The sequence below is a fragment of the Pseudomonas sp. A-1 genome (genome assembly GCF_004801855.1).
Classification (GTDB): Bacteria; Pseudomonadota; Gammaproteobacteria; order Pseudomonadales; family Pseudomonadaceae; genus Geopseudomonas.
On sequence record NZ_SSTC01000042.1, the window covers coordinates 15,629 to 40,743 of the forward strand.

Genomic DNA, 25,115 nt, shown 5'->3' on the forward strand with positions numbered 1-25,115 from the left:
GCCATGCGCACCAGGGTGTGTGCGATGGTGCGCCATTCGATCCGGTAAACGCACAAGGGCCACCCCGCAGGGTGGCCCTTGTGCGTTACGGCCGGGAGAAAGCCGGTCAGCTGCCCTTCACCGTCTCCTCCATGGCCTGCAGGATGGCGCGCTTGCGGCGCTCCTCGGCGCGGCGGGTGAAGTACCAGGCGAGGAAGGTGAACAGCGACACCACCAGCAGGATCAGGCTGGCCACCGCGTTGATCTCCGGCTTCACTCCCAGGCGCACGGCGGAGAAGATCTCCATCGGCAGGGTGGTGGCGCCGGGACCGGAGACGAAGCTGGCCAGCACCAGGTCGTCCAGCGACAGGGCGAAGGACATCATCGCCCCGGCCGCCAGCGACGGCGCGATCATCGGGATGGTGATCAGGAAGAACACCTTCCACGGCCGCGCACCGAGATCCATGGCCGCCTCCTCGATCGACAGGTCCAGCTCGCGCAGGCGCGAGGACACCACGATGGCCACGTAGGCGGTGCAGAAGGTGGTGTGGGCGATCCAGATGGTCAGCAGGCCGCGCTCGGCGGGCCAGCCGATCAGCTGGCCCATGGCCACGAACAGCAGCAGCAGCGACAGGCCGGTGATCACCTCGGGCATCACCAGCGGCGCGGTGACCATGCCGCCGAACAGGGTGCGGCCGCGGAAGCGCGGGATGCGGGTGAGCACGAAGGCGGCCAGGGTGCCCAGCGCGGTGGCGGCGATCGCCGTGTAGCAGGCGATCTCCAGCGAACGGCCCACCGCGCTCATCAGCTGGCGGTTGTCGAGCAGCCCGGCGTACCAGTGCAGCGACCAGCCGCCCCATACCGTCACCAGGCGCGAGGCGTTGAACGAGTAGATCACCAGGATCAGCATCGGCAGGTAGATGAACAGCATGCCGGCGATCAGCATGCAGCCGGAGAAGCTGAAGCGCTTCATACCTTGCCCTCCAGTTCCTTGGCCTGGTTGCTGTTGAACAGGGAAGAGGCCGGCACCAGCCAAACGCTCATGCTCATACCTTGCCCTCCAGTTCCTTGGCCTGATTCCGGTTGAACAGGATGATCGGCACCAGCAGGATCGCCAGCATCACCACCGCCAGCGCGGCGGCCACCGGCCAGTCGCGGTTGTTGAAGAACTCCTGCCACAGCACCTTGCCGATCATCAGGGTTTCCGGGCCGCCGAGCAGCTCGGGAATGACGAACTCGCCGACCACCGGGATGAACACCAGCATGCAGCCGGCGACGATGCCGTTCTTCGACAACGGCACGGTGATCCTCCAGAAGCTGGTCAGGTGGCGGCAGCCGAGGTCGGCGGCGGCCTCGAGCAGGGTGGGGTCGTGCTTGACCAGGTTGGCGTACAGCGGCAGCACCATGAACGGCAGGTAGGCGTAGACGATGCCGATGTACACGGCCAGGTCGGTGTTGAGGATCTGCAGCGGGGCGTCGATCAGGCCGAGGTTCTGCAGCAGGGTGTTGAGCAGGCCGTTGTTGCTGAGGATGCCCATCCAGGCGTAGACGCGGATCAGGATCGCGGTCCAGGTCGGCATCATGATCAGCAGCAGCCACACCGTCTGCATCTCCTTGCTGGCGCGGCTGATGGCGTAGGCCATCGGGTAGCCGATCAGCAGGCACAGCAGGGTGCTGATGGTGGCGATCTTCAGCGAGCCGAGGTAGGCGGCCAGGTACAGCTCGTCCTCGGTGAGGAACACGTAGTTGCCGAGGTTGAGCAGCACGCTCAGCTGGTTGTCGGCCCAGGTGACGATCTCGGTGTACGGCGGGATGGCCACGTCGACTTCGGCGAAGCTGATCTTCACCACGATGGCGAACGGCAGCATGAAGAACAGCAGCAGCCAGAAGAACGGGACGCCGATGACCAGGTGACGGCCGGAGAGCAGGCGCTTGAGCACATTCATGACTGCAGCACCACGCCGCTGTCGTCGAGCCAGTACAGGTAGACCTGGTCGTCCCAGGTCGGACGCTTGCCGTGGCGCTCGGAGTTGGCCATGAACGCCTGGACGACCAGCCCCGAGGGCAGCTCGACGTAGTACACCGAATGACCGCCGAGGTAGGCGATGTCGTGCACCTTGCCGGTCGACCAGTTGCAGTCGGTATGCTCCAGCTCCGGCTTCTGCGTGCTGAGCAGCAGCTTCTCCGGGCGCAGGGCATAGGTGACGCGCTTGTCCTCGGCGCGGGTGGAGATGCCGTGGCCGACGTAGATCGGCCGCTCCAGCTGCGGGCAGGCGATCTTGGCATGGTCGGCGTCGTCCTCGACCAGCTCGCCGTCGAACAGGTTGACGTTGCCGATGAACTCGCAGACCAGGCGGCTGGCCGGGGTCTCGTAGATGTCCATCGGCGTGCCGACCTGGGCGATCCAGCCGAGATTCATGATGGCGATGCGCTGGGCCATGGTCATGGCCTCTTCCTGGTCGTGGGTGACCATCACGCAGGTCACCCCGACCCGCTCGATGATCTCCACCAGCTCCAGCTGCATCTGCGAGCGCAGCTTCTTGTCCAGCGCGCCCATCGGTTCGTCGAGCAGCAGCAGCTTGGGCCTTTTCGCCAGCGAACGGGCCAGCGCCACGCGCTGGCGCTGGCCGCCGGACAGCTGGTGCGGCTTGCGCCGGGCGTACTGGGTCATGTGCACCAGCTTGAGCATCTCGGCCACGCGCGCGTCGATCTCGGCCTTGGGCAGGCCGTCCTGCTTGAGGCCGAAGGCGATGTTCTGCTCCACGCTCATGTGCGGGAACAGCGCGTAGGACTGGAACATCATGTTGATCGGCCGCTCGTAGGGCGGCAGATCGGTGATGTCCTGGCCGTCCAGGAAGATGCGCCCTTCGGTGGGTCGTTCGAAGCCGGCGAGCATGCGCAGCAGGGTCGACTTGCCGGAGCCCGAGCCGCCGAGCAGGGCGAAGATCTCGCCCTTGTTGATGGTCAGCGACACATCGTCCACCGCGACCGTCTCGTCGAACTTCTTGGTCACCCGGTCGATCCTGACCAGAACTTCCTTGGCTTGCTGGACGCCGGTCAGGGCTTTCTTGTAGGCACCGGAGGCTATCGCCATCTAATACTCCCCAGGCTGGGTATCCCGGCCATCTGGCCGGGGCGGTTGAATGGTGTCATCGGCCGGACTTGATGCGCGTCCAGCTACGGGTCATGAGGCGCTGCACATTAGCGGGCAATTCGGCAGAAACAAAGAGCCGATCCAGCACTTCTTGCGGCGGATAGACGGAACTGTCGCCACGCACCTGCGGATCCATCAGGGCGCCGGCCTTGCGGTTGGGATTGGCGTAGCCGACATGCTCGCTGATCGTGGCAATCACCGCCGGCTCCAGCAGGTAGTCGATGAAGCGGTGCGCCTCGCGCACGTTCCTGGCATCGGCGGGGATGGCCAGCATGTCGAACCACAGGTTGGCGCCCTCGCGGGGGATGCTGTAGGCGATCTCGATGTCCTTGCCGGCCTCCTCGGCGCGCTCGGCCGCCTGCAGCACGTCGCCGGAGTAGCCGGCGGCCACGCAGATGTCGCCGTTGGCCAGGTCGGCGATGTACTTCGAGGAGTGGAAGTAGGTCACGTAGGGACGGATGGCCAGCAGCCGGGCCTCGGCCCTGGCGTAGTCCGCGGGGTCGTGGCTGTTGGGATCGAGACCCAGGTAGTTGAGCATGGCCGGGATCATCTCGTCGGCCGAATCGAGGAAGGCCACGCCGCAGGCGGACAGCTTGGCGATGTTCTCCGGCTCGAACAGCACCGCCCAGGAGTCGATGCGCTCGACGCCGAGCACTTCCCTGACCTTCTCGACGTTGTAGCCGATGCCGTTGGTACCCCACAGGTAGGGTACGGCGTACTGGTTGCCGGGATCGTTGCGCTCCAGCTGCTGCATCAGCCTGGGATCGAGATTGTTCCAGTTGGACAGCAGGCTGCGGTCGAGCTTCTGGAAGGCGCCGGCGCGGATCTGCTTGCCGAGGAAGTGGTTGGAGGGCACCACCACGTCGTAGCCGCTGTTGCCGGCGAGCAGCTTGCCTTCGAGGGTTTCGTTGGAGTCGAACACGTCGTATTGCGGGACTATGCCGGTCTCGGCCTGGAACTGCTCGAGGGTGTTCTCGCCGATGTAGTCCGACCAGTTGTAGATGTGCACGCTGGGCGCGGCCAGGGCCGGTGCACCGAGCAGCAGACCGGCGAACAGGGTCGGCAGGAGGGGGAGGGTGGGCTGCATGGTCGGCTCCTCGTGTTGTTCGGTCAGCGCCGGAAAGCGTGACGCGCGGCAGACAGGAAGGGTGACCGGCAGACCTCGCTGGTCGGTGCTGCACGTCCGGGGCGCCGGCAGCGCCGGCGCCCCGGAACGGCGCGTGGCCTTACTGTCCCGACTTGATCTTGGTCCAGCTGCGGGTCATGTCGCGTTGCACCTTGGCCGGCAGGTCGACGGTGGTGTACAGCTTCTTCATGACATCGTCGCTCGGGTAGATGCCCGGGTCGGTGCGGATCGCCTCGGCCACCAGCGGGGTCGCCGCGGCGTTGCCGTTGGGGAACTGCACGACGTCGGTGATCTCGGCCATGATCTCCGGCTTCATCAGGAAGTTCATGAAGGCGTGGGCGGCCTCGGGGTTCTTGGCATCGGCGGGGATGGCCACCATGTCGAAGAAGGTGCCGGCGCCTTCCTTGGGAATGTTGTAGGACACCTTGACCTTGCCGCCGGCCTCTTCGGCGCGCGACTTGGCCTGGTAGACGTCGCCCGAGTAGCCCACCGCCACGCAGATGTTGCCGTTGGCCAGGTCGGAGATGTACTTGGAGGAGTGGAAGTAGGTCACCGACGGGCGGATCTTCAGGAACAGCGCCTCGGCTTCCTTGAGCTGCTTGGGATCCTGGCTGTCGGTCGGATAGCCCAGGTAGTGCAGGGCGATCGGCAGGATCTCGGTCGGCGAGTCGAGGAAGCTGACACCGCAGCCCTTGAGCTTCTCGATGTTCTCCGGCTTGAACAGCAGGTCCCAGGAGTTGACCGGGGCGTTGTCGCCGAGGGCGGCCTTGACTTTCTCCGGGTTGTAGCCGATGCCGATCGAGCCCCACATGTAGGGGAAGGCGTATTGGTTGCCCGGGTCGCTGACCTCCAGGGTCTTGAGCAGATCCTTGTTGAGGTTCTGCCAGTTCGGCAGCTTGGACTTGTCCAGCGGCTGGTAGACCTTGGCCTTGATCTGCTTGGCGAGGAAGTTGTTCGACGGCACCACGATGTCGTAGCCCGACTGGCCGGCCAGCAGCTTGGCTTCCAGGGTCTCGTTGCTGTCGTAGACGTCGTAGACCACCTTGATGCCGGATTCCTTCTCGAACTTGGCCAGGGTGTCCGGCGCGATGTAGTCGGACCAGTTGTAGACGTGCAGCACCTTGTCGTCGGCCTGGGCCGCGCCGGCCACGGTGGCGGCCAGGGCGGCCGCGAGGAGGGTCTTGGCGAATGCTTTCATCGGGTTGTGCTTCCTTAAGGTTCCTAATGGTTTCCCCGGTCGGGGCCGGCTGCCGTCTGTATCGGCGGCTGGGCCGGTCCGTCCGCTGGTGCGCCGTTGCTGTCCGCGCCCCGCTGCATCTGGCCAGCGCACGGCTGCAGAGTCTGGCAAGGAGTGCCGTGCCACTCAACCGCCGCCAGCGAAACTGTAGCGGCAACGCCGGCCCCGCCCGGCGTTCAGCCGCGCACCTCGGCAGCGGTGGCATCCAGGCACTTGCGCGCCAGGGCGACCAGCTCGTCGATCTGCTCGGGCGTGATCACCAGCGGCGGCGAGACGATCATGGTGTCGCCCACCGCGCGCATGATCAGGCCGTTGCGGAAGCAGTGCTCGCGGCAGCGCATGCCGATGCCGCCCTCGAAACGGGCACGGCTCTTCTTGTCCCTGACCAGCTCCAGTGCGCCGAGCATGCCCAGGCCGCGGGCCTCGCCCACCAGCGGGTGGTCGGCCAGCTCCTGCCAGCGTTTCTGCAAATAGGGTGCCGTCTCGGCCTTGACCCGTTCGACGATCCTCTCCTCGCGCAGGATGCGGATGTTCTCCAGCGCCACGGCGGCCGCCACCGGGTGCCCGGAGTAGGTGTAGCCGTGGTAGAACTCGCCGCCCTCGGCCAGGGTCTGCGCCACGTGATCGCGGACGATCACCCCGCCCATCGGCAGGTAGCCGCTGGTCAGGCCCTTGGCGATCGGCATCAGGTCCGGTTCGAGGCCGTAGTACTGGCTGCCGAACCACTCGCCGATGCGGCCGAAGCCGCAGATCACCTCGTCGGCGACGAACAGGATGTCGTGCCTGGCGAGGATCGCGCGCACCCGCGGCCAGTAGCTCTCCGGCGGGATGATCACCCCGCCGGCGCCCTGGATCGGCTCGGCGATGAAGGCAGCGACCTTGTCCTCGCCGACCTCGAGGATCTTCTTCTCCAGCTCGTTGGCGGCCCATTCGCCGAACTCCTCCGGCCCCATCGCACCGCTTTCGCCGTACCAGTAGGGCTGGGCGATATGGGTGATGCCGGGGATCGGCAGGTCGCCCTGCTCGTGCATCGCCTTCATGCCGCCGAGGCTGGCGCCGGCCACGGTGGAGCCGTGGTAGCCGTTGATGCGGCCGATGATCACCTTCTTCGACGGTTGTCCCTTGATCGCCCAGTAGTGGCGCACCAGGCGCAGCACGGTGTCGTTGGCCTCCGAGCCCGAGCCGGTGAAGAACACATGCTGCATGCCCGGCGGGGCGATCTCGGCGATCGCCGCGGCCAGCTCGATGGCCGGCGGGTGGGCGGTCTGGAAGAACAGGTTGTAGTAGGGCAGTTCGAGCATCTGCCGGTGCGCGGCGTCGGCCAGTTCCCGGCGGCCGTAGCCGACGTTGACGCACCACAGGCCGGCCATGCCGTCGAGGATCCTGTGCCCCTCGCTGTCCCACAGGTAGACGCCATCGGCCCGGGTGACGATGCGCGCGCCCTTGGCGCCGAGCTGCTTGTAGTCGGTGAACGGGGCGAGCAGGTGCTCGCGGCCGAGGGCCTGCCACTCGGCGGTACTGCGGTGCTGGGTCATTGCGATTCCCCCTGATGCAAGTGGTGACCGGGTGTCTGCGCTCACACCGAGAGCAGCAGGAACTCTCGTTCCCAGGAGCTGATCACCCGTTTGAAGTTCTCGTTCTCGACCCGCTTGACCGCCACGTAGCCGCGGCAGAAGCGCCGCCCCAGGTAGCGCTCGAGGGTCTTCGACTGCTCCATGGCCTCCAGCGCCGCTTCGATGTTGAGCGGCAGGCGCAGGTTGCGCCGCTGGTAGGCGCGGCCCTTGACCTGCGGCGACGGGTGCAGGCCCTCGACCATGCCGACGTAGCCGCACAGCAGGCTGGCGGCGATGGCCAGGTAGGGGTTGGCGTCGGCGCCCGGCAGGCGGTTCTCCACCCGGCGGTTCTGTGGGTTGGCGTCCGGCACGCGCAGGCCGACGGTGCGGTTCTCCTCGCCCCACTCGACGTTGACCGGCGCCGAGGTGTCGGGCAGGAAGCGGCGGAACGAGTTGACGTTGGGGGCGAACAGCGGCAGCGCCTCGGGGATCAGCTTCTGCAGGCCGGCGATGTGGTTGAGGAACAGCTCGCTCATGCTGCCGTCCTCGCTGGAGAACACGTTGCGCCCGCTCTTGCGGTCGACCACGCTCTGGTGCAGGTGCATGGCGCTGCCCGGCTCGCCGGTCATCGGCTTGGCCATGAAGGTGGCGGTGACGCCGTGCTTGAACGCCGCCTCGCGCAGGGTGCGCTTGAACACGAAGATCTGGTCGGCCAGCTGCAGGGCGTCGCCGTGGCGGAAGTTGATCTCCATCTGCGCGGTGCCTTCCTCGTGGATCAGGGTGTCCAGATCCAGGCCCTGGGCCTCGCACCAGGCGTACATGTCCTCGAACAGCGGGTCGAACTCGTTGGCGGCGTCGATGGAGAACGACTGGCGGCCGGTCTCCTGGCGCCCGGAGCGGCCCACCGGCGGCTGCAGCGGGTAGTCGGGATCGTCGCAGCGCTGGGTCAGGTAGAACTCCATCTCCGGCGCGACTATCGGCTGCCAGTCCCGTTCGGCGTAGAGCTTGAGCACGTGCTTGAGCACGTTGCGCGGCGACAGGTCGGTGGGGTTGCCGACCTTGTCGTAGCTGTCGTGGATCACCATGGCGGTCGGCTCGGCGGCCCAGGGGACGAGGAATACCGCGTGCTCGTCCGGACGGCAGAACATGTCGATGTCGGCGGGATCGAGCAGCTCGTAGTAGAGCTCGTCCTCGACGTAGTCGCCGGTCACGCTCTGCAGCAGCACGCTCTCCGGCAGGCGCATGCCGCGCTCGGCGAGGAACTTGCTGGTCGGCGCGATCTTGCCGCGGGCGATGCCGTTGAGGTCGGTGACCAGGCACTCCACCTCGATGATCCTGTGCTCCTTCAGCCAGCTGCTCAGCCGGTCCAGCTTGGTAGCCATAACGACCTCGTTTGCTTGCGAGTCGGTAGTCCCTTACAGCATGGCTCAGCGGTGTGCCGCGCGCTCGCGGCAGGCGTCGCCGAAGGCGCGGAAGATCGCCAGGTAGGCCGGGTGCTCGGCCACCTTCCACTCCGGGTGCCACTGCACGCCGAGGGCGAAGGTCTGCGCCCGCTCCACCGAGAATGCCTCGACCAGCCCGTCCGGCGCCAGGCCCTCGACGCGCAGGCCGGGAGCCAGGCGCTCGACGCCCTGGCCGTGCACCGAGTTGACCTCGAACTGCGGGCCGAGGCCCAGGCGCTCGAGCAGGCCGCCCGGCTGCACGTGCAGCGGGTGGCTGAGGCCGTACTGCACCTCCACGGGGGCCTCGTCGTCGGAGCGGTGGTCCATGAACGGGCCGGCCTCGTGCACGCGCTGGTGCAGGCTGCCGCCGAGGGCCACGTTCATTTCCTGGAAGCCGCGGCAGATGCCGAGCAGCGGCACGCCGGCGTCCACCGCGGCGCGGATCAGCGGCAGGGTGATGCCGTCGCGCGCCGGATCGTGGTGGGTGCCCGGCTCGCTGGCCGGCCCCTGGTAGTGCTGCGGCTCGACGTTGGACGGCGAGCCGGTGAACAGCAGGCCGTCGAGATGCCCGAGCAGTGCCTCGATGTCGATCAGCCCGGGCAGGGCCGGGATCACCAGCGGCAGGCCGCCGGCACCGACGGCCACGGCGCGCAGGTACTTGTCGCCGACGATGTGGAAGGGGTGCAGGCCGATCTGCTTGCTGCAGGCGGTGACGCCGATCAGGGGCTGGCGGGACATGGGGCACCGGTAGGTCGCAGTGGGTGATCTGGCCCGAGCTTAGACTTGTTCGATTTATTCGACAACACCTGCAGGATTGCCTGAACAGGTGCGACGAACGGCGCCAGTTGCCCGCCGTTCGCGGCACGGGCGTCGCCCTGAAAGAGGTCGTGCCGCCCTGACATCGTGCAACATTTGGGCCTATTGACAAGCCATTGGCTTTGGGATTGACTCAAAACTGAGCACATACGTGATTGATATTTTTAACAAGATATAAGGTGTTCCATCATGTCGGCCGCTACGAGTGCTGTTCTGCTCAAGGAAGCGAACGAGTTCCTTGCGGAACATCCCGAGGTGCAGTTCGTTGACCTTCTGATCGCGGATATGAACGGCGTGGTGCGCGGCAAGCGCATCGACCGCAGCAATCTGCTCAAGGTCTACGAAAAGGGCATCAACCTTCCCGCTTCGCTGTTCGCCCTGGATATCACCGGCTCGACCGTGGAAAGCTCGGGCCTCGGGCTCGACATCGGTGATGCCGACCGGGTGTGCTTCCCGATTCCCGGCACCCTGCGCATGGAGCCCTGGCAGCGCCGGCCTACCGCCCAGCTGCTGATGACCATGCACGAAATGGAAGGCCGGCCGTTCTTCGCCGATCCGCGCGAGGTGCTGCGCCAGGTGGTGCAGCGCTTCACCGACATGGGCCTGACCGTGTGCGCGGCCTTCGAGCTGGAGTTCTACCTGATCGACCAGGAGAACGTGAACGGCCGCCCGCAGCCGCCGCGCTCGCCGATCTCCGGCAAGCGCCCGCAGGCGGTGCAGGTCTACTCGATCGACGACCTCGACGAATACGCCGACTGCCTGCGCGACATCCTCGACGGCGCCCACATCCAGGGCATCCCGGCCGACGCCATCGTCAAGGAGAGCGCGCCGGCGCAGTTCGAGGTCAACCTCAACCACGTCGCCGACCCGCTCGCGGCCTGCGACTACGCGGTGCTGCTCAAGCGGCTGATCAAGAACACCGCCTACGACCACGAGATGGACACCACCTTCATGGCCAAGCCCTATCCGGGCCAGGCCGGCAACGGTCTGCACGTGCACATCTCGCTGCTGGATCGCGACGGACGCAACATCTTCGCCGCCGACAACGCGCAGGACAACGACGCCCTGCGCCACGCCATCGGCGGCGTGCTGGAGACGCTGCCGGCGTCGATGGCCTTCCTCTGCCCCAACGTCAACTCCTACCGCCGTTTCGGCTCGCAGTTCTACGTGCCCAATGCGCCGTCCTGGGGCATGGACAACCGCACCGTGGCCCTGCGCGTGCCCACCGGCAACCCCGACGCGCTGCGCATCGAGCAGCGCGTGGCGGGCGCCGACGCCAACCCCTACCTGCTGATGGCCTCCCTGCTGGCCGGCGTGCACCACGGCCTGAGCCATCGCATCGAGCCGGGTGAGCCGATCGAGGGCAACTCCTACGAGCAGCTCGAGCAGAGCCTGCCCAACAACCTGCGCGACGCCCTGCGCGCGCTGGACGACAGCGAGATCCTCGGTCGCTACATCAACCCCGACTACATCGACATCTTCGTCGCCTGCAAGGAGCACGAGCTGGAGGAGTTCGAGCACTCGATCTCCGACCTCGAGTACAACTGGTACCTGCATACGGTCTGAATCATCGGCCAGCGGCGGGGTGGCCGGCCACCCTGCCGTCATCGGCTCTCGACCCAGGGCCTTGGCCATTTGACCCCGTCGCCATCCTCTGCCAGCTTGAAGGCACTTCCTTCCGCGTCGCCACGAGGTCGCCATGTCCCGCATCGTCACCGTCGCCGCCACCCAGATGGCCTGCTCCTGGGAACGCGCCGCCAACATCGCCAACGCCGAGAAGCTGGTGCGCCAGGCGGCGGCGCAGGGGGCGCAGATCATCCTCCTGCAGGAGCTGTTCGAGACCCCGTACTTCTGCCAGAAGCCCAACCCGGACTACCTGCAGCTGGCCACTCCGCTGGAAGGCAACGAGGCCATCGCCCACTTCCGCAAGGTCGCCCGCGAACTCAAGGTGGTGCTGCCGATCAGCTTCTTCGAGCGCGCCGGGCGGGCGCGCTTCAACAGCGTCGCCGTCATCGACGCCGACGGCAGCCTGCTCGGCAGCTACCGCAAGAGCCACATCCCCGACGGCCCCGGCTACCACGAGAAGTACTACTTCAACCCCGGCGACAGCGGCTTCCGGGTGTGGAACACCTGCTATGCGAAGATCGGCGTGGGCATCTGCTGGGACCAGTGGTTCCCCGAGTGCGCGCGGGCCATGGCCCTGCAGGGCGCCGAGCTGCTGTTCTACCCGACCGCCATCGGCAGCGAGCCGCACGACCCGACCATCGTCTCCCGCGACCACTGGCAGCGCGTGCAGCAGGGCCACGCCGGCGCCAACCTGATGCCGCTGATCGCCAGCAACCGCATCGGCCGCGAGGACCAGGACGACTACCACATCACCTTCTACGGTTCCTCGTTCATCGCCGACCCGTTCGGCGCCAAGGTCGCCGAGCTGGGCGAGCACGAGGAGGGCGTCCTGGTGCACAGCTTCGACCTCGACCAGCTGGAGCACACCCGCAGCGCCTGGGGCGTGTTCCGCGACCGCCGGCCGAACCTGTACGGCGCGCTGGCCACCCTCGATGGCGTGCAGCGCTCCGAGTAGCGCGGCCATCCGCAGAGACGCGGAGCGTCTCCAGCGACGTTCCCACGCAGGAGCGTGGGAACGATCAAGCAATAGGCAGGGAATCAGAGGGGACGCGGAGCGTCCCCGGTTGCGCTCCCACGCGGGAGCGCGGGAACGATCAAGCTCGACAGGTAGCCGCGATGACCACCCTGAACACCACCCCGCGCGCCGACGGTTTCCGCATGCCGGCGGAATGGGAGCCGCATGCGCAGACCTGGCTGCTCTGGCCGGAGCGGCCGGACAACTGGCGCCTCGGCGCCAAGCCGGCGCAGGCGGCCTTCGCCGCGGTGGCGAAGGCCATCGCTCGCTTCGAGCCGGTGACCGTCGGGGTCAGTGCGGCGCAGTACGAGAACGCCCGCGCGCGCCTGGCCCACGGCGACATCCGCGTGGTCGAGCTGAGCTGCGACGACGCCTGGGTGCGCGATACCGGGCCGACCTTCGTGGTCGACGGCCGCGGCGAGGTGCGCGGCGTGGACTGGACCTTCAACGCCTGGGGCGGCTTCGCCGGCGGCCTGTACGCGCCGTGGAACCGCGACGACCAGGTGGCCGGCAAGATCCTCGAGATCGAGCGCTGCGCGCGCTACCGCGCCGAAGGCTTCGTGCTGGAGGGTGGCGCCATCCATGTCGACGGCGAGGGTACCCTGCTGACCACCGAGGAGTGCCTGCTCAACCCCAACCGCAATCCGCAGCTGACCCGCGGCGAGATCGAGGCGGTGCTGCATGCCCACCTGGCGGTGGAGCGGGTGATCTGGCTGCCGCACGGCCTGTACAACGACGAGACCGACGGCCACGTCGACAACTTCTGCTGCTTCGTGCGCCCCGGCGAGGTGCTGCTGGCCTGGACCGACGACGAGCGCGATCCCAACTGGTCGCGCTGCCGCGCCGCGCTGGCGGTGCTCGAGCAGGTGCGCGATGCCCGCGGCCGCGTGCTGGTCGTGCACCGCATGCCGATCCCCGGCCCGCTGCACGCCACCGCCGAGGAGTGCGCGGGGGTCGACCTGGTCGCCGGCAGCCAGCCGCGCGACCCGGCGATCCGCCTGGCCGCTTCCTACATCAACTTCCTGATCGTCAACGGCGGCATCATCGCGCCCTGCTTCGACGACCCCCGTGACGCCGAGGCGGCCGCCACCCTGCAGCGCCTGTTCCCCGAGCGCGAGGTGGTGATGCTGCCGGGCCGCGAGATCCTCCTCGGCGGCGGCAACATCCACTGCATCACCCAGCAGCAGCCGGCGCCGCAGCGCAGGGGGTAACGGGGCAAATGCAGGCTAGAAAACCCGCGCAGCGGTTTTCTACCGCGACCCTGCGCCGAGTCACGCAGCAGGGCTGACGGTGGAAAAGACCTGCGGTCGTTTTCCACCCTACGGCGCTCTGGTGGGCCAAGAAAGCACCGCCTGCCGGCCCAGCCTTTGGAGCATGCGCGGTCTGAAGCGATGCCTTCCGCGTCAAAGCGGACGCCCCAGGCGTTTTTCGACTTGTCGCCTCTCCCACTGAGGGCCGAGGAATCCGTCAGGACGGAAGACACGGCTGGCATGCATGAGGACACCAAGCCCCCAGCCGCCCATTACCCAAAGTGCCCACATCCTGTTGGGCGTGACGGTCAGATTGATCGCCAACAGGGTAAGCGTGATCACGGCGTAACGTGCCATGTGCCGATAAAAACCTCGTAGTTTGCGAACGTAGTTGAACGCTTCCGTCTCTTGCTGTTCGGATGGATCAGGGGTTCTGGATTCCATGGCCTGCTCCGGATTAAGGGCTGAGAAGTCGACCTCGAATACAGCAGCAAGAGACTTGAGGGATTCCGTACTGGCCGGATAGCCGGCTTCTATGCGCTGAATCGTGCGGACGCTCAGGCCGCTGGCCTCGGCAAGTTGTTGCTGGGACCAGCCCAGTTTGAGGCGCAATTTCTGAACCGACATTTTCAAGATCCCTTTGTTGCGGAGTGTCCAATCTGACGCAGCGCGCCACATTCCGCCACGACGGCAAGACGACAGCAACCCGTCACGACCCCGAAAGCGGCCCGCCATGGCTGACTCGCCGGAGCGGCGGCCTGAAAAGGCGAGCATTCTGCAGGCCAAACGAGAAGGGCCGGTCTTTGACCGGCCCTTCTCGTTACAGCGCAGGCTTACTTGCCGTACACCGCCTCCGGCAGCCAGGTGATCAGGTCCGGCCACAGGTAGGCGATCACCAGCATCAGGATCTGGATGATGATGAACGGCACGATGCCCTTGTACATCACGCTGGTCGGGATCGAGCGCGGGGTGACGCCGCGCAGGTAGAACAGCGAGAAGCCGAACGGCGGGGTGAGGAACGAGGTCTGCAGGTTGAGGGCGATCATCACCCCCAGCCACACCGGGTCGAGGCCCATGGCCAGCAGCACCGGGCCGACGATCGGCACCACCACGAAGATGATCTCGATGAAGTCGAGGATGAAGCCGAGCAGGAAGATCACCAGCATGACCAGGAAGAAGGCGCCGAGTACGCCGCCGGGCAGCTGCTTGAACACGTCCTCAATCAGCACCTCGCCGCCGAAGCCGCGGAACACCAGGGAGAACAGCGAGGCGCCGATCAGGATCAGGAACACCATGGCGCTGATCTCGGTGGTGCCGTAGGCCACCTCGCGCATCTGGGAGAAGTTCAGCTTGCCCTTGACCAGCGCCAGCAGCATGGCGCCCACCGCGCCGAGGGCCGCCGCCTCGGTGGGGGTGGCGTAGCCGGCGAGGATCGAGCCGAGCACCGCGGCGATCAGCACCAGCGGCGGGATCAGCGCGTTGAACAGCTTGCCCCACTCGATCGGGCCGAGCTCCTCCTGCGGCAGCGCCGGCAGCCTCTTCGGCTGCAGGATGGCGACGGCGATCAGGTAGAGGATGTACAGGCCGACCAGCACCAGGCCGGGGATCAGCGCGCCGACGAACAGGTCGCCCACCGAAACGGTCTTCGGCGAGAAGATGCCCATCTTCAGCTGCGCCTGCTGGTAGGCGCTGGACATCACGTCGCCGAGCAGCACCAGGATGATCGACGGCGGGATGATCTGGCCGAGGGTGCCGGTGGCGGCCAGGGTGCCGGTGGCGATGGCCGGGTCGTAGCCGCGGCGCAGCATGGTCGGCAGGGCGAGCAGGCCCATGGTCACCACGGTGGCGCCGACGATACCGGTGGAGGCGGCGAGCAGCGCGCCGACCACGCACACCGAGATCGCCAGGCCGCCGCGCAGGGTGCCGAACAGCCGCGACATGGATTCCAGCAGGTCCTCGGCGACCCGCGACTTCTCCAGCATCACGCCCATGAACACGAACAGCGGCACCGCCAGCATGGTCTGGTTGTTCATGATGCCGAACAGGCGGTTGGGCAGGGCGTGCAGGTAGCTGCCGTCGAAGGTGCCGGTGACGATGCCGATGCCGGCGAACAGCAGCGACACGCCGCCCAGGGTGAAGGCCACCGGGTAGCCGGACATGAGGAACACGCAGATGCTGACGAACAGCAGGATCGCCATCAGCTCAGCCATGGTGCACCTCCGGGTAGGGCTCGCGGCCGGCCAGGCGGTAGCCGTAGACGATGATGTCGGCCAGCGCCTGCAGCATCAGGCTGACCAGCAGGACCAGGATGATGCTCTTCTGCAGGTAGACGAAGGCCAGGCCGCCGCTCTCGCCGGAGGCCTCGCGGGTGGCCCAGGACGAGGCCACGTAGTCCCAGCTGTTCCAGGCCAGGAACAGGCATACCGGCAGCAGCAGGAACAGGTGGCCGAGCAGGTCGACCAGCGCCTGCCGGGGCTGCGGGAACTTCTGGTAGAAGATGTCGACGCGCACGTGGCCGCCGCGCTGCAGGGTCCAGGCGGCGGCGCCCATGAACACCAGGGCGTGGGCGTACATCACCGCTTCCTGCAGGGCGATGGCGCCGATGCCGAAGCCGTAGCGCAGCACCACCACCACGGCGGTGCCGAGGACGAGGAACAGGGTCAGCCAGGCGCAGGCTTTGCCGAAGCGCGCGTTGAGCGCCTCGATGCCGCGTGCCAGCCTGAGCAGGGCAGGAGGTGAGTCGGACATGGGAGGGTCCTTGTAGTTGTCAATTGGTCAGTCCGGCGATTCTCGCAATAGCGATGATCGGACGGCAATTGCTGGATGATTTGGAATAACCGTCTGTCAGTCTAGCCGCTGCGACTATGCTGGAGAGACAACCCGCGCCCGTGTTATCAAGAGGCACGCCTGCCGCCGCAGATGGCAGCGCCGCACAACAACAAGGAGTCCTGCATGAAACGTCGCGACATACTCGCCGCCGCCGGTGTCGGCCTGGCCGCCACCGCGCTGGCCGGCTGCCAGAAGCAGAACGAGAGTGCCCCGGGTGGCGCCGCCGCTCCGGCGCAGACCTTCACCTGGAAGATGGTCACCTCCTGGCCGAAGAACTTCCCCGGCGTCGGCGTCGGCGCCGAGCGCTTCGCCCGGCTGGTCAACGAGATGAGCAGCGGCCGCCTGCAGGTCAAGGTCTACGCGGCCGGCGAGCTGGTGCCGGCGCTGGAGGTGTTCGACGCGGTGTCGCGCGGCACCGCCGAGATGGGCCACGGCGCGCCCTACTACTGGAAGGGCAAGGTGCCGGCGGCGCAGTTCTTCTGCGCCCTGCCGTTCGGCCCCAACGCCCAGGAGATGAACACCTGGCTGCACTACGGCGGCGGCATGCAGCTGTGGGAGGAGGTGTACAAGCCGTTCAACGTGGTGCCCTTCGCCTGCGGCGCCACCGGCGTGCAGACCGCCGGCTGGTTCAACAAGGAGATCAACTCGGTCGACGACTTCAAGGGCCTGAAGATGCGCACCCCGGGCCTGGGCGGCGAGGTGCTGACCCGCATGGGCGGCACCGTGGTCAACCTGCCGGCCGGCGAGATCTTCACCGCCCTGCAGACCGGCGCCATCGACGCCACCGAGTGGATCGGCCCGTACAACGACCTGGCCCTCGGCCTGCACAAGGCGGCCAAGTACTACTACACCCCGGGCTGGCAGGAGCCCAACGTGACCTTCGAGCTGACCGTCAACCAGGCCGCCTGGGACAAGCTGCCGGCCGACCTCAAGGCCATCGTCAGCGCCGCCGCCCGCGACGTCAACGGCGACATGCTCGACGACTACAACGCGCGCAACATGGAGGCGATGGAGAAGCTCAGGGCCGAGGGTGTCGAGGTGCGCCGCCTGCCCGATGCGGTGATCGCCCGCCTGCGCGAGGTGGCCGCCGAGGTGGTCGAGGCGGCGGCCGCCGCCGACCCGGCCGCCGGCAAGGTGTGGGCGCAGCAGAAGGCCTATCTCAAGCGCCTGCGCGACTATGCCGAGGACAACGAGAAGCTGATCTACAACATCCGCAGCTGAATCGCGGCGCGCGCTGCTGAAACGACAACGCCAGCCCTCGGGCTGGCGTTGTGCCGTCCGGGGCCGCCGTCAGGCGCGCGTCGCCAGCGGGCGGGTGCGGCCGCTGGCGTCGATGGCGACGAACACGAACACCGCCTCGGTGACCTTGCGCCATTCGCTGGTCAGCGGGTCGTCGCTCCACACCTCGACCAAGAGGCGTACCGAGCTGCGGCCGACGGCCACCGTCTGGGTATAGAAGGACAGCTGCGCGCCCACCGCCACCGGCACCAGGAAGGCCATGCGGTCGATCGCCACCGTGGCCACCCGGCCGCCGGCGATGCGGCTGGCCATGGCGGTGCCGGCCAGGTCCATCTGCGCCACCAGCCAGCCGCCGTAGATGTCGCCGAAGCCGTTGGTTTCGCGCGGCAGCGCGGTGATCTGCAGGGCCAGGTCGCCCTGCGGGATGGGATCTTCCTGTTCGAATTCGTTCATGTTTTCAGCGGGGCTCGGGGAATTGTTGTTGTGCACAGCGGCAATTGTGCCAAGCCCCGGGGCAAAGCGACAGCGCCGGCGGGCCCGGCCGCGGCAACCCGCCGCACGCCCGGTGTCGTCATGCAATTGTCACAAACGCTTCATAGAGTGTTCATGCGGCCTGCCGATACTGGCCCCCGATCCGAACCATCCCCTCCCCCGTTAGGAGCAAGGCATGAAATTGAAGCGTTTGATGGCGGCCATGACCTTCGTCGCCGCCGGCGTCGCCACCGCCAGTGCGGTTGCCGCCATCGACCCGGCTCTGCCGACCTACGAGAAGACCACCGGCGTGTCGGGCAACCTGTCCAGCGTCGGTTCCGATTCCCTGGCCAACCTGATGACCCTGTGGGCCGAGGAATACAAGAAGAACTACCCGAACGTGAACATCCAGATCCAGGCCGCCGGTTCCTCCACCGCGCCGCCGGCGCTGACCGAAGGCACCGCCAACATGGGTCCGATGAGCCGTCCGATGAAGGACAACGAGATCCAGGCCTTCGAAGAGAAGTACGGCTACAAGCCGACCGCCGTGCCGGTCGCCATCGACGCCCTGGCTGTGTTCGTGCACAAGGACAACCCGATCAAGTCGCTGGACATCGCCCAGGTCGACGCGATCTTCTCCAGCACCCGCCTGTGCGGTGGCGACAAGGACATCAAGACCTGGGGCGACCTGGGCCTGACCGGCGAGTGGGCCGCCAAGCCGATCCAGCTGTTCGGCCGCAACTCGGTGTCCGGCACCTACGGCTACTTCAAGGAAGAAGCCCTGTGCAAGGGTGACTTCAAGGCCAACGTCAACGAGCAGCCGGGTTCCGCCTCGGTGGTGCAGTCGATCTCCAGCACCCTGAACGCCATCGGCTACTCGGGCATCGGCTACAAGACCTCCAGCGTCAAGGCCGTGCCGCTGTCCAAGAAGGGCGGCGAAGCCTTCGAGGCCAACGAAGCCAACGCCCTGGCCGGCAAGTTCCCGCTGGCGCGCTACTTCTACGTCTACGTGAACAAGGCGCCGAACAAGCCGCTGAGCCCGCTGGACGCCGAGTTCATCAAGCTGGTGCTGTCCAAGCAGGGCCAGGAAGTGGTGGTCAAGGACGGCTACATCCCGCTGCCGAGCAAGATCGCCGAGAAGACCCTCAAGGAGCTGGGCCTGTAAGTCGTCGACTTGCAGGCGGCACGGACGCCCCGGGCGCCAGCCCGACCCCAGCGACGCCCGCCACCCTCGCGAGAGTGGCGGGCGTCGCCGCGTCACCGCTCTGTAATCTTTGTGTCATAAAGCCCCGCTAGGGTGTGCGCATGAATGACTTGGCCCGTGAAACCATGACCTCTCTCACAAAATCGCAGCGGCTGGATTTCGATACCCCGGCGCTGCAGCGCAAGCGTCGCATGCGTGCACTCAAGGACCGCCTGGCGCGCTGGTACGTGTCCATCGGCGGCCTGGCCGTGCTGGCCGCCATCACCCTGATCTTCTTCTACCTGGCCTATGTGGTGCTGCCGATCTTCGGCGGCGCCTCGCTGGAGGCGCGCGACGCCCAGCAGCCGGCCTGGCTGGCCCAGCAGGAGCAGCCGCTGCTGCTGGCCATCGAGGAGCAGAACCAGGTGGCCATGCGTCTGGATCGCGCCGGCAGCGTGCAGTTCTTCGACCTGCAGAACGGCGCGGCGCTGGACAGGGTCGGCCTGCCGTTGCCGGCCGGGACGACCATCCGCTCGGTCGGCCAGGACCAGCCGGGCAGCCGCCGCGTGGCGCTGGGCCTGTCCAACGGCCAGGTGCTGGTGCTGCAGCACAACTACAAGGTGTCCTACCCGAACAACGTCAAGACCATCGTCCCGGTGGTCGAGTACCCGTTCGGCGAGGCGCCGATCGCCCTCGACCCGCAGGGCCGCGCGCTGGACACCGTCGGCGTCAGCCTCAACGACTCGACCCTGCTGCTGGCCGCCTCCACCGGCGCCGAGCTGCACGTGCTGAGCCTCGAGCGCGAGGAGAACCTGTTCACCGGCGAGACCAGCCTCAGCGAGCGGCGCATCGACCTGCCGCAGATCGCCGACCCGATCCGCGCCCTGGACATCGATCCGCGCCACCTGTGGCTGTACGTGTTCAACGGCCGCGCCACCGCCGACGTGTTCGACCTGCGCAACAACAGCCTGAACGGCCGCTACGACCTGGCCCGCGACGCCGGCACCGAGATCACCACCGCCAGCCCGCTGCTCGGCGGCCTGTCGCTGATGGTCGGCGACTCGAAAGGCGGCATCGCCCAGTGGTTCATGGTCCGCGGCCAGGACGGCAAGGCCAGCCTGACCCGCATCCGCGACTTCCAGCTGGGCGACAGCCCGGTGACCCAGATCCTCGCCGAGGAGCGCCGCAAGGGCTTCATGGCCCTGGACGCCAAGGGCACCCTGGGCATCTTCCACAGCACTGCACACCGCACCCTGCTCACCGAACCGGTCGCCGACGGCGCCGCGGTCGCCGCCCTGTCGCCGCGCGCCACCCGCGTGCTGGTGGAGAGCAACGGCCAGCTCAAGCGCTTCGTGGTCGACAACCCGCACCCGGAAGTGTCGTGGAGCGCGCTGTGGGGCAAGGTCTGGTACGAGAGCTATGACGAGCCCAGGCACGTCTGGCAGTCGACCTCGGCCAACACCGACTTCGAGCCCAAGCTGAGCCTCGCCCCGCTGGCCTTCGGCACCCTCAAGGCGGCCTTCTACGCCATGCTGCTGGCCGCCCCGCTGGCCATCTGCGCGGCCATCTACACCGCCTACTTCATGGCTCCGGCGATGCGCCGCAAGGTCAAGCCGGTGATCGAGCTGATGGAGGCGCTGCCGACGGTGATCCTCGGCTTCTTCGCCGGCCTGTTCCTCGCCCCCTACGTCGAGGGCCACCTGCCGGGCATCTTCAGCCTGCTGCTGCTGACCCCGCTCGGCATCGTCCTCGCCGCCTGGATCTGGAGCCGCCTGCCGGAGAGCATCCGCCTGCGCGTGCCGGACGGCTGGGAAGCCGCGCTGCTGATCCCGGTGGTGCTCGGCGTCGGCGCCTTCGCCCTGAGCATGAGCGGCCACCTGGAGAACTGGTTCTTCGGCGGCGACATGCGCCTGTGGCTGTCCAACGACCTGGGCATCCCCTTCGACCAGCGCAACGCCCTGGTGGTCGGCCTGGCGATGGGCTTCGCGGTGATCCCCAACATCTTCTCGATCGCCGAGGACGCCGTGTTCAGCGTGCCGAAGAGCCTGACCTTCGGCTCCCTGGCCCTCGGCGCCACCCCGTGGCAGACCCTGACCCGCGTGGTGATCCTCACCGCCAGCCCGGGCATCTTCTCGGCGCTGATGATCGGCATGGGCCGCGCGGTGGGCGAGACCATGATCGTGCTGATGGCCACCGGCAACACGCCGATCATGGAGATGAACATCTTCGAGGGCCTGCGCACCCTGGCCGCCAACGTGGCGGTGGAGATGCCGGAGTCCGAGGTGGGCAGCACCCACTACCGCGTGCTGTTCCTCGCCGCGCTGGTACTGCTGGCCTTCACCTTCGTGATGAACACCCTGGCGGAGCTGATCCGCACCCGCCTGCGCAAGAAGTACGCGTCGCTCTGAGGCTCTGGAAAGGTAGACGTCCGTGAACGTGAAACAGCAAAACCTGAAAACCTGGTTCAAGAGCGGCACGCCCTGGGTGTGGATGACCGGCGGCGCGGTGTCGATCGCCGTGATCATGACCCTCGGCCTCTTGGCGGTGATCGCCACCCGCGGCCTCGGCCACTTCTGGCCGGCCGACGTGGTGCAGGCCGAATACCGCATCCCCGGCCAGCCGGCCAAGCTGGTCGCCGGCGAGGTGGTGCAGGCCGAGGAAGTGCCGCGCGCACGCCTGGCCGCCAGCGGCCTGCCGGTGGACGCCGCCGGCGGCGAGTTCATGACCCGCGAACTGCTCAAGGTCGGCAACCGCGAGGTGTACGGTGCCGACTTCAGCTGGGTGGTCGGCGAGTGGCTGCACGCGCCGAGCACCCCGGAGCAGCTGGTGGTGCTGGAGCGTCGCGAGTGGGGCAACTTCTACGGCTATCTGCAGGCGGTCAAGGAAGGCGGCCAGCAGGTCGCCCAGGGCGACGCCGCCTGGGCCGAGCTGCAGGCGCGCATCGAGCGCGTCGACGAGCTGCACGCGCAGATCGCCCGCCTGGAGAAGAAGGACATCGGTCGCATCAACGCCGGCCTCGAGCGCCTGCGCCTGCAGACCCGCGAGCTGGAGCTGGAGGGCCGCCTGGACGCCGCCGCGCAGGCCGACCTGGACGCCGAGCGCGCCCAGTGGGACGCCGAGTACAAGGTGCTCGAGGAGCAGCTGGTCGCCCTGCAGCAGCAGTTCAACCGCGACAGCGTGGTGCTGAAGACCGTCGAGGGCCGCGAGGTGGAGCTGAGCCTGGGCAAGGTGGTGCGCGCCTTCCAGCCCAACGCCATGGGCACCTTCGACAAGCTGGGCTTCTACTTCGCCAAGCTGTGGGAGTTCGTCAGCGACGAGCCGCGCGAGGCCAACACCGAGGGCGGCATCTTCCCGGCGATCTTCGGCACCGTGATGATGACCCTGATCATGGCGGTGATCGTCACCCCGTTCGGCGTGCTGGCGGCCATCTACCTGCGCGAGTACGCCAAGCAGGGCCTGCTGACCCGCATCATCCGCATCGCGGTGAACAACCTGGCCGGCGTGCCGGCGATCGTCTACGGCGTGTTCGGCCTGGGCTTCTTCGTCTACGTGCTGGGCGGCTCGATCGACCAGCTGTTCTTCGCCGAGGCGCTGCCGGCGCCGACCTTCGGCACCCCGGGCCTGCTGTGGGCGTCGCTGACCCTGGCGATCCTCGCCGTGCCGGTGGTGATCGTCGCCACCGAGGAAGGCCTGGCGCGCATCCCGCGCGCCCTGCGCGAGGGCTCGCTGGCGCTCGGCGCGACCAAGGCCGAGACGCTGTGGAAGGTGGTGCTGCCGATGGCCAGCCCGGCGATGATGACCGGCATGATCCTCGCCGTGGCGCGCGCCGCCGGCGAGGTGGCGCCGCTGATGCTGGTCGGCGTGGTCAAGCTGGCGCCGAGCCTGCCGCTGGACGGCAACTACCCGTACCTGCACCTCGACCAGAAGATCATGCACCTGGGCTTCCACATCTACGACGTCGGCTTCCAGAGCCCCAACGTCGAGGCCGCCCGCCCGCTGGTGTACGCCACCGCGCTGCTGCTGGTGCTGGTGATCGCCCTGCTCAACCTGAGCGCGGTGTACATCCGCAACCACCTGCGCGAGAAGTACAAGGCGCTGGACCACTGACCGATTTCCGCCGCAGCCGGCGGGCCGCACGGCGGCCCGCGCTGCGCAACCGAACTGTGAGCGTAGGGAGATCCCCATGTCGCAACAACACACCCACGGCATCAACCTCGACAGCCTGGGCCGCAAGAAGCAGACCCTCGACCTGGCCAGCGAGCCGGTGGCCCTCGAGGTGCCCGGTCTCAACCTGTTCTACGGCGACAAGCAGGCGCTGTACGACGTGCAGATGAACATCCCGCGCAACCGCGTCACCGCCTTCATCGGCCCGTCGGGCTGCGGCAAGTCGACCCTGCTGCGCACCTTCAACCGCATGAACGACCTGGTCGACGGCTGCCGTGTGGAAGGCGAGATCCGCCTCGACGGCAAGGACATCTACGCCAAGGGCGTCGACGTCGCCGAGCTGCGCCGCCGCGTCGGCATGGTGTTCCAGAAGCCCAACCCGTTCCCCAAGAGCATCTACGAGAACGTGGTCTACGGCCTGCGCCTGCAGGGCATCAACCAGAAGCGCGTGCTCGACGAGACCGTGGAGTGGGCGCTGAAGAGCGCGGCGCTGTGGGACGAGGTCAAGGACCGCCTGCACGACTCGGCGCTGGGCCTCTCCGGCGGCCAGCAGCAGCGCCTGGTGATCGCCCGCACCGTGGCGGTGCAGCCGGAAGTGCTGCTGCTCGACGAACCCTGCTCGGCGCTCGACCCGATCTCCACCCTCAAGGTCGAGGAGCTGATCAACGAGCTGAAGGGCCAGTACACCATCGTCATCGTCACCCACAACATGCAGCAGGCGGCGCGCGTCTCCGACTACACCGCGTTCATGTACATGGGCAAGCTGATCGAGTTCGGCGATACCGATACCCTGTTCACCAACCCGGCGAAGAAGCAGACCGAGGACTACATCACCGGCCGCTACGGCTAGTGGCCATGGCAAATCGCGCCGGACTGCGTCGGCGACGCTTGCCGTACGGGTCGTGTACTGTCTGCGCGTCGCCTCCTTGTCCGACACGATTTTCCAAGGGCCACTCCATCCTGTTCAGGTATCCGGTTTCAGCGAGGGTTCGCACATGATCAACAAAGACGGTCTCACCCATCACATCTCCGCCCAGTTCAACGCCGAGCTGGAGGACATCCGCAGCCACCTGCTGGCCATGGGCGGCCTGGTGGAGAAGCAGGTCAGCGACGCGGTCAGCGCGCTGGTCGACGCCGACTCCGGCCTCGCCCAGCAGGTACGCGACGTCGACAACCAGATCAACCAGATGGAGCGCGACATCGACGAGGAGTGCGTGCGCATCCTCGCCCGCCGCCAGCCGGCGGCCTCCGACCTGCGCCTGATCATCAGCATCTCCAAGTCGGTGATCGACCTCGAGCGCATCGGCGACGAGGCCACCAAGATCGCCAAGCGCGCCATCGAGCTGTGCGAGGACGGCATGGCGCCCAAGGGCTACGTGGAGATCCGCCACATCGGCGAGCAGGTGCGCAAGATGGTCCAGGAGGCGCTGGACGCCTTCGCCCGCTTCGACGCCGACCTCGCCCTGTCGGTGGCGCAGTACGACAAGATCGTCGACCGCGAGTACAAGAGCGCGCTGCGCGAGCTGGCCACCTACATGATGGAAGACCCGCGCTCGATCTCCCGCGTGCTCAGCGTGATCTGGGCGCTGCGCTCGCTGGAGCGCATCGGCGACCACGCGCGCAACATCGCCGAGCTGGTGATCTACCTGGTGCGCGGCACCGACGTGCGCCACACCGGGCTGGCCAAGCAGGGACCGGCCGACCAGGCCTGAACGCCGCCGGCCTGATCCAGATCAGGCCGGCGCGAATCCGTTCGCGGCAGCGCCGAACGCGTCTCACCCGGACGCCGGCCGGGCTGGTAGGCTTGCCCGGTCTTCCGCCCTGCTGACAGCGTGCCATCATGTCCGTCCGCTCCCTCCTGCTCGGTTTCCTGCTCGTCGGCCTGGCCGCCCCGGCCGGCGCGCTGACCATCTACAAGCATGTCGACGCCAACGGCGTGGTCACCTACAGCGACCAGGCCCGCCCCGGCGCGCAGGTGTTCCAGCTGCAGCCCGGCGGCCGGCGCGCGCCCGGCGCGGCGCCGCGCGCCGA

General features: G+C 67.4%; 22 protein-coding genes. 10 read left to right on the top strand and 12 right to left on the bottom strand.

From position 1 onward, the window contains the following. Positions 1-106 precede the first annotated feature (106 nt). From E5198_RS11525 to E5198_RS11560, 8 genes are all read right to left on the bottom strand, one after another. Positions 107-952 carry an ABC transporter permease subunit gene (locus E5198_RS11525; protein ID WP_136490137.1) on the bottom strand — a complete coding sequence of 282 codons (846 nt, stop codon included), beginning with the start codon at positions 950-952 and terminating at the stop codon, positions 107-109. 73 nt (positions 953-1,025) lie between these two features. After that, entirely contained in the window at positions 1,026-1,907 is an 882-nt protein-coding gene (locus E5198_RS11530) for an ABC transporter permease subunit (protein WP_168772521.1), read from the bottom strand. A gap of 14 nt (positions 1,908-1,921) precedes the next feature. Next, positions 1,922-3,073, bottom strand: coding sequence for a polyamine ABC transporter ATP-binding protein (gene potA, locus E5198_RS11535; RefSeq protein WP_136490139.1), 1,152 nt, complete (start codon positions 3,071-3,073; stop codon positions 1,922-1,924). 55 nt (positions 3,074-3,128) lie between these two features. Further along, positions 3,129-4,220, bottom strand: a complete 1,092-nt coding sequence (locus E5198_RS11540) for a polyamine ABC transporter substrate-binding protein (RefSeq protein WP_136490140.1) — start codon at positions 4,218-4,220, stop codon at positions 3,129-3,131. 139 nt (positions 4,221-4,359) lie between these two features. Then, on the bottom strand, positions 4,360-5,457 hold the full coding sequence (locus E5198_RS11545) for a polyamine ABC transporter substrate-binding protein (RefSeq protein WP_136490141.1): 1,098 nt from the start codon (positions 5,455-5,457) through the stop codon (positions 4,360-4,362). Positions 5,458-5,672: 215 nt separating this feature from the next. Further along, positions 5,673-7,031 (bottom strand): aspartate aminotransferase family protein, encoded by a 1,359-nt coding sequence (locus E5198_RS11550; RefSeq protein ID WP_136490142.1) that lies wholly within the window; start codon positions 7,029-7,031, stop codon positions 5,673-5,675. Positions 7,032-7,072: 41 nt separating this feature from the next. After that, on the bottom strand, positions 7,073-8,431 hold the full coding sequence (locus E5198_RS11555) for a glutamine synthetase family protein (protein ID WP_136490143.1): 1,359 nt from the start codon (positions 8,429-8,431) through the stop codon (positions 7,073-7,075). A 45-nt stretch (positions 8,432-8,476) separates the two neighbouring features. Next, positions 8,477-9,229 (bottom strand): gamma-glutamyl-gamma-aminobutyrate hydrolase family protein, encoded by a 753-nt coding sequence (locus E5198_RS11560; protein WP_136490144.1) that lies wholly within the window; start codon positions 9,227-9,229, stop codon positions 8,477-8,479. A gap of 267 nt (positions 9,230-9,496) precedes the next feature. Here E5198_RS11560 and E5198_RS11565 point away from each other — a divergent pair, with 267 nt between their 5' ends. The 3 genes from E5198_RS11565 to aguA all read left to right on the top strand — a co-directional run bounded on the left by E5198_RS11565 (position 9,497) and on the right by aguA (position 13,159). Further along, on the top strand, positions 9,497-10,873 hold the full coding sequence (locus tag E5198_RS11565) for a glutamine synthetase family protein (RefSeq protein ID WP_136490145.1): 1,377 nt from the start codon (positions 9,497-9,499) through the stop codon (positions 10,871-10,873). A 133-nt stretch (positions 10,874-11,006) separates the two neighbouring features. Continuing rightward, positions 11,007-11,888, top strand: coding sequence for an N-carbamoylputrescine amidase (aguB, locus tag E5198_RS11570; protein WP_136490146.1), 882 nt, complete (start codon positions 11,007-11,009; stop codon positions 11,886-11,888). Between the two features lie 161 nt (positions 11,889-12,049). Then, the gene (gene aguA / locus E5198_RS11575; RefSeq protein WP_136490147.1) at positions 12,050-13,159 is read left to right on the top strand and encodes an agmatine deiminase; all 1,110 of its coding nucleotides are present in this window, start codon (positions 12,050-12,052) and stop codon (positions 13,157-13,159) included. Between the two features lie 192 nt (positions 13,160-13,351). Here the strand turns inward: aguA and E5198_RS11580 are convergent, their stop codons facing one another. The 3 genes from E5198_RS11580 to E5198_RS11590 all read right to left on the bottom strand — a co-directional run bounded on the left by E5198_RS11580 (position 13,352) and on the right by E5198_RS11590 (position 15,946). After that, positions 13,352-13,825, bottom strand: coding sequence for a 2TM domain-containing protein (locus tag E5198_RS11580; RefSeq protein WP_136490148.1), 474 nt, complete (start codon positions 13,823-13,825; stop codon positions 13,352-13,354). 206 nt (positions 13,826-14,031) lie between these two features. Beyond that, a complete protein-coding gene (locus E5198_RS11585; RefSeq protein WP_136490149.1) occupies positions 14,032-15,408 on the bottom strand; it encodes a TRAP transporter large permease subunit in 1,377 nt (458 codons plus the stop codon). Further along, a complete protein-coding gene (locus E5198_RS11590; RefSeq protein ID WP_136490150.1) occupies positions 15,401-15,946 on the bottom strand; it encodes a TRAP transporter small permease subunit in 546 nt (181 codons plus the stop codon). The genes E5198_RS11585 and E5198_RS11590 overlap by 8 nt, the downstream gene beginning before the upstream one ends. Before the next feature lie 204 nt (positions 15,947-16,150). On the opposite strand from E5198_RS11590, the gene E5198_RS11595 reads away from it, so the two are divergent. Further along, positions 16,151-17,248: a TRAP transporter substrate-binding protein gene (locus tag E5198_RS11595; protein WP_136490151.1), complete on the top strand. Its 1,098-nt coding sequence runs from the start codon at positions 16,151-16,153 to the stop codon at positions 17,246-17,248. 69 nt (positions 17,249-17,317) lie between these two features. Here the strand turns inward: E5198_RS11595 and E5198_RS11600 are convergent, their stop codons facing one another. Beyond that, a complete protein-coding gene (locus E5198_RS11600) occupies positions 17,318-17,719 on the bottom strand; it encodes an acyl-CoA thioesterase (RefSeq protein WP_136490152.1) in 402 nt (133 codons plus the stop codon). 214 nt (positions 17,720-17,933) lie between these two features. Between E5198_RS11600 and E5198_RS11605 the strand changes: the two genes are divergently transcribed. The 6 genes from E5198_RS11605 to E5198_RS11630 form a co-directional block, all read left to right on the top strand. Further along, positions 17,934-18,902, top strand: coding sequence for a phosphate ABC transporter substrate-binding protein PstS family protein (locus E5198_RS11605; RefSeq protein ID WP_136490153.1), 969 nt, complete (start codon positions 17,934-17,936; stop codon positions 18,900-18,902). A 140-nt stretch (positions 18,903-19,042) separates the two neighbouring features. Continuing rightward, on the top strand, positions 19,043-21,328 hold the full coding sequence (locus E5198_RS11610) for an ABC transporter permease subunit (RefSeq protein ID WP_136490154.1): 2,286 nt from the start codon (positions 19,043-19,045) through the stop codon (positions 21,326-21,328). A gap of 82 nt (positions 21,329-21,410) precedes the next feature. Further along, on the top strand, positions 21,411-23,027 hold the full coding sequence (gene pstA / locus E5198_RS11615; protein ID WP_372239881.1) for a phosphate ABC transporter permease PstA: 1,617 nt from the start codon (positions 21,411-21,413) through the stop codon (positions 23,025-23,027). A gap of 76 nt (positions 23,028-23,103) precedes the next feature. Continuing rightward, positions 23,104-23,934, top strand: a complete 831-nt coding sequence (gene pstB / locus E5198_RS11620) for a phosphate ABC transporter ATP-binding protein PstB (RefSeq protein ID WP_136490156.1) — start codon at positions 23,104-23,106, stop codon at positions 23,932-23,934. 145 nt (positions 23,935-24,079) lie between these two features. Then, positions 24,080-24,796 carry a phosphate signaling complex protein PhoU gene (phoU, locus tag E5198_RS11625; RefSeq protein ID WP_136490157.1) on the top strand — a complete coding sequence of 239 codons (717 nt, stop codon included), beginning with the start codon at positions 24,080-24,082 and terminating at the stop codon, positions 24,794-24,796. 128 nt (positions 24,797-24,924) lie between these two features. Continuing rightward, a partial coding sequence (locus tag E5198_RS11630; protein ID WP_372239880.1) for a DUF4124 domain-containing protein occupies positions 24,925-25,115 on the top strand: 191 nt, incomplete at its 3' end.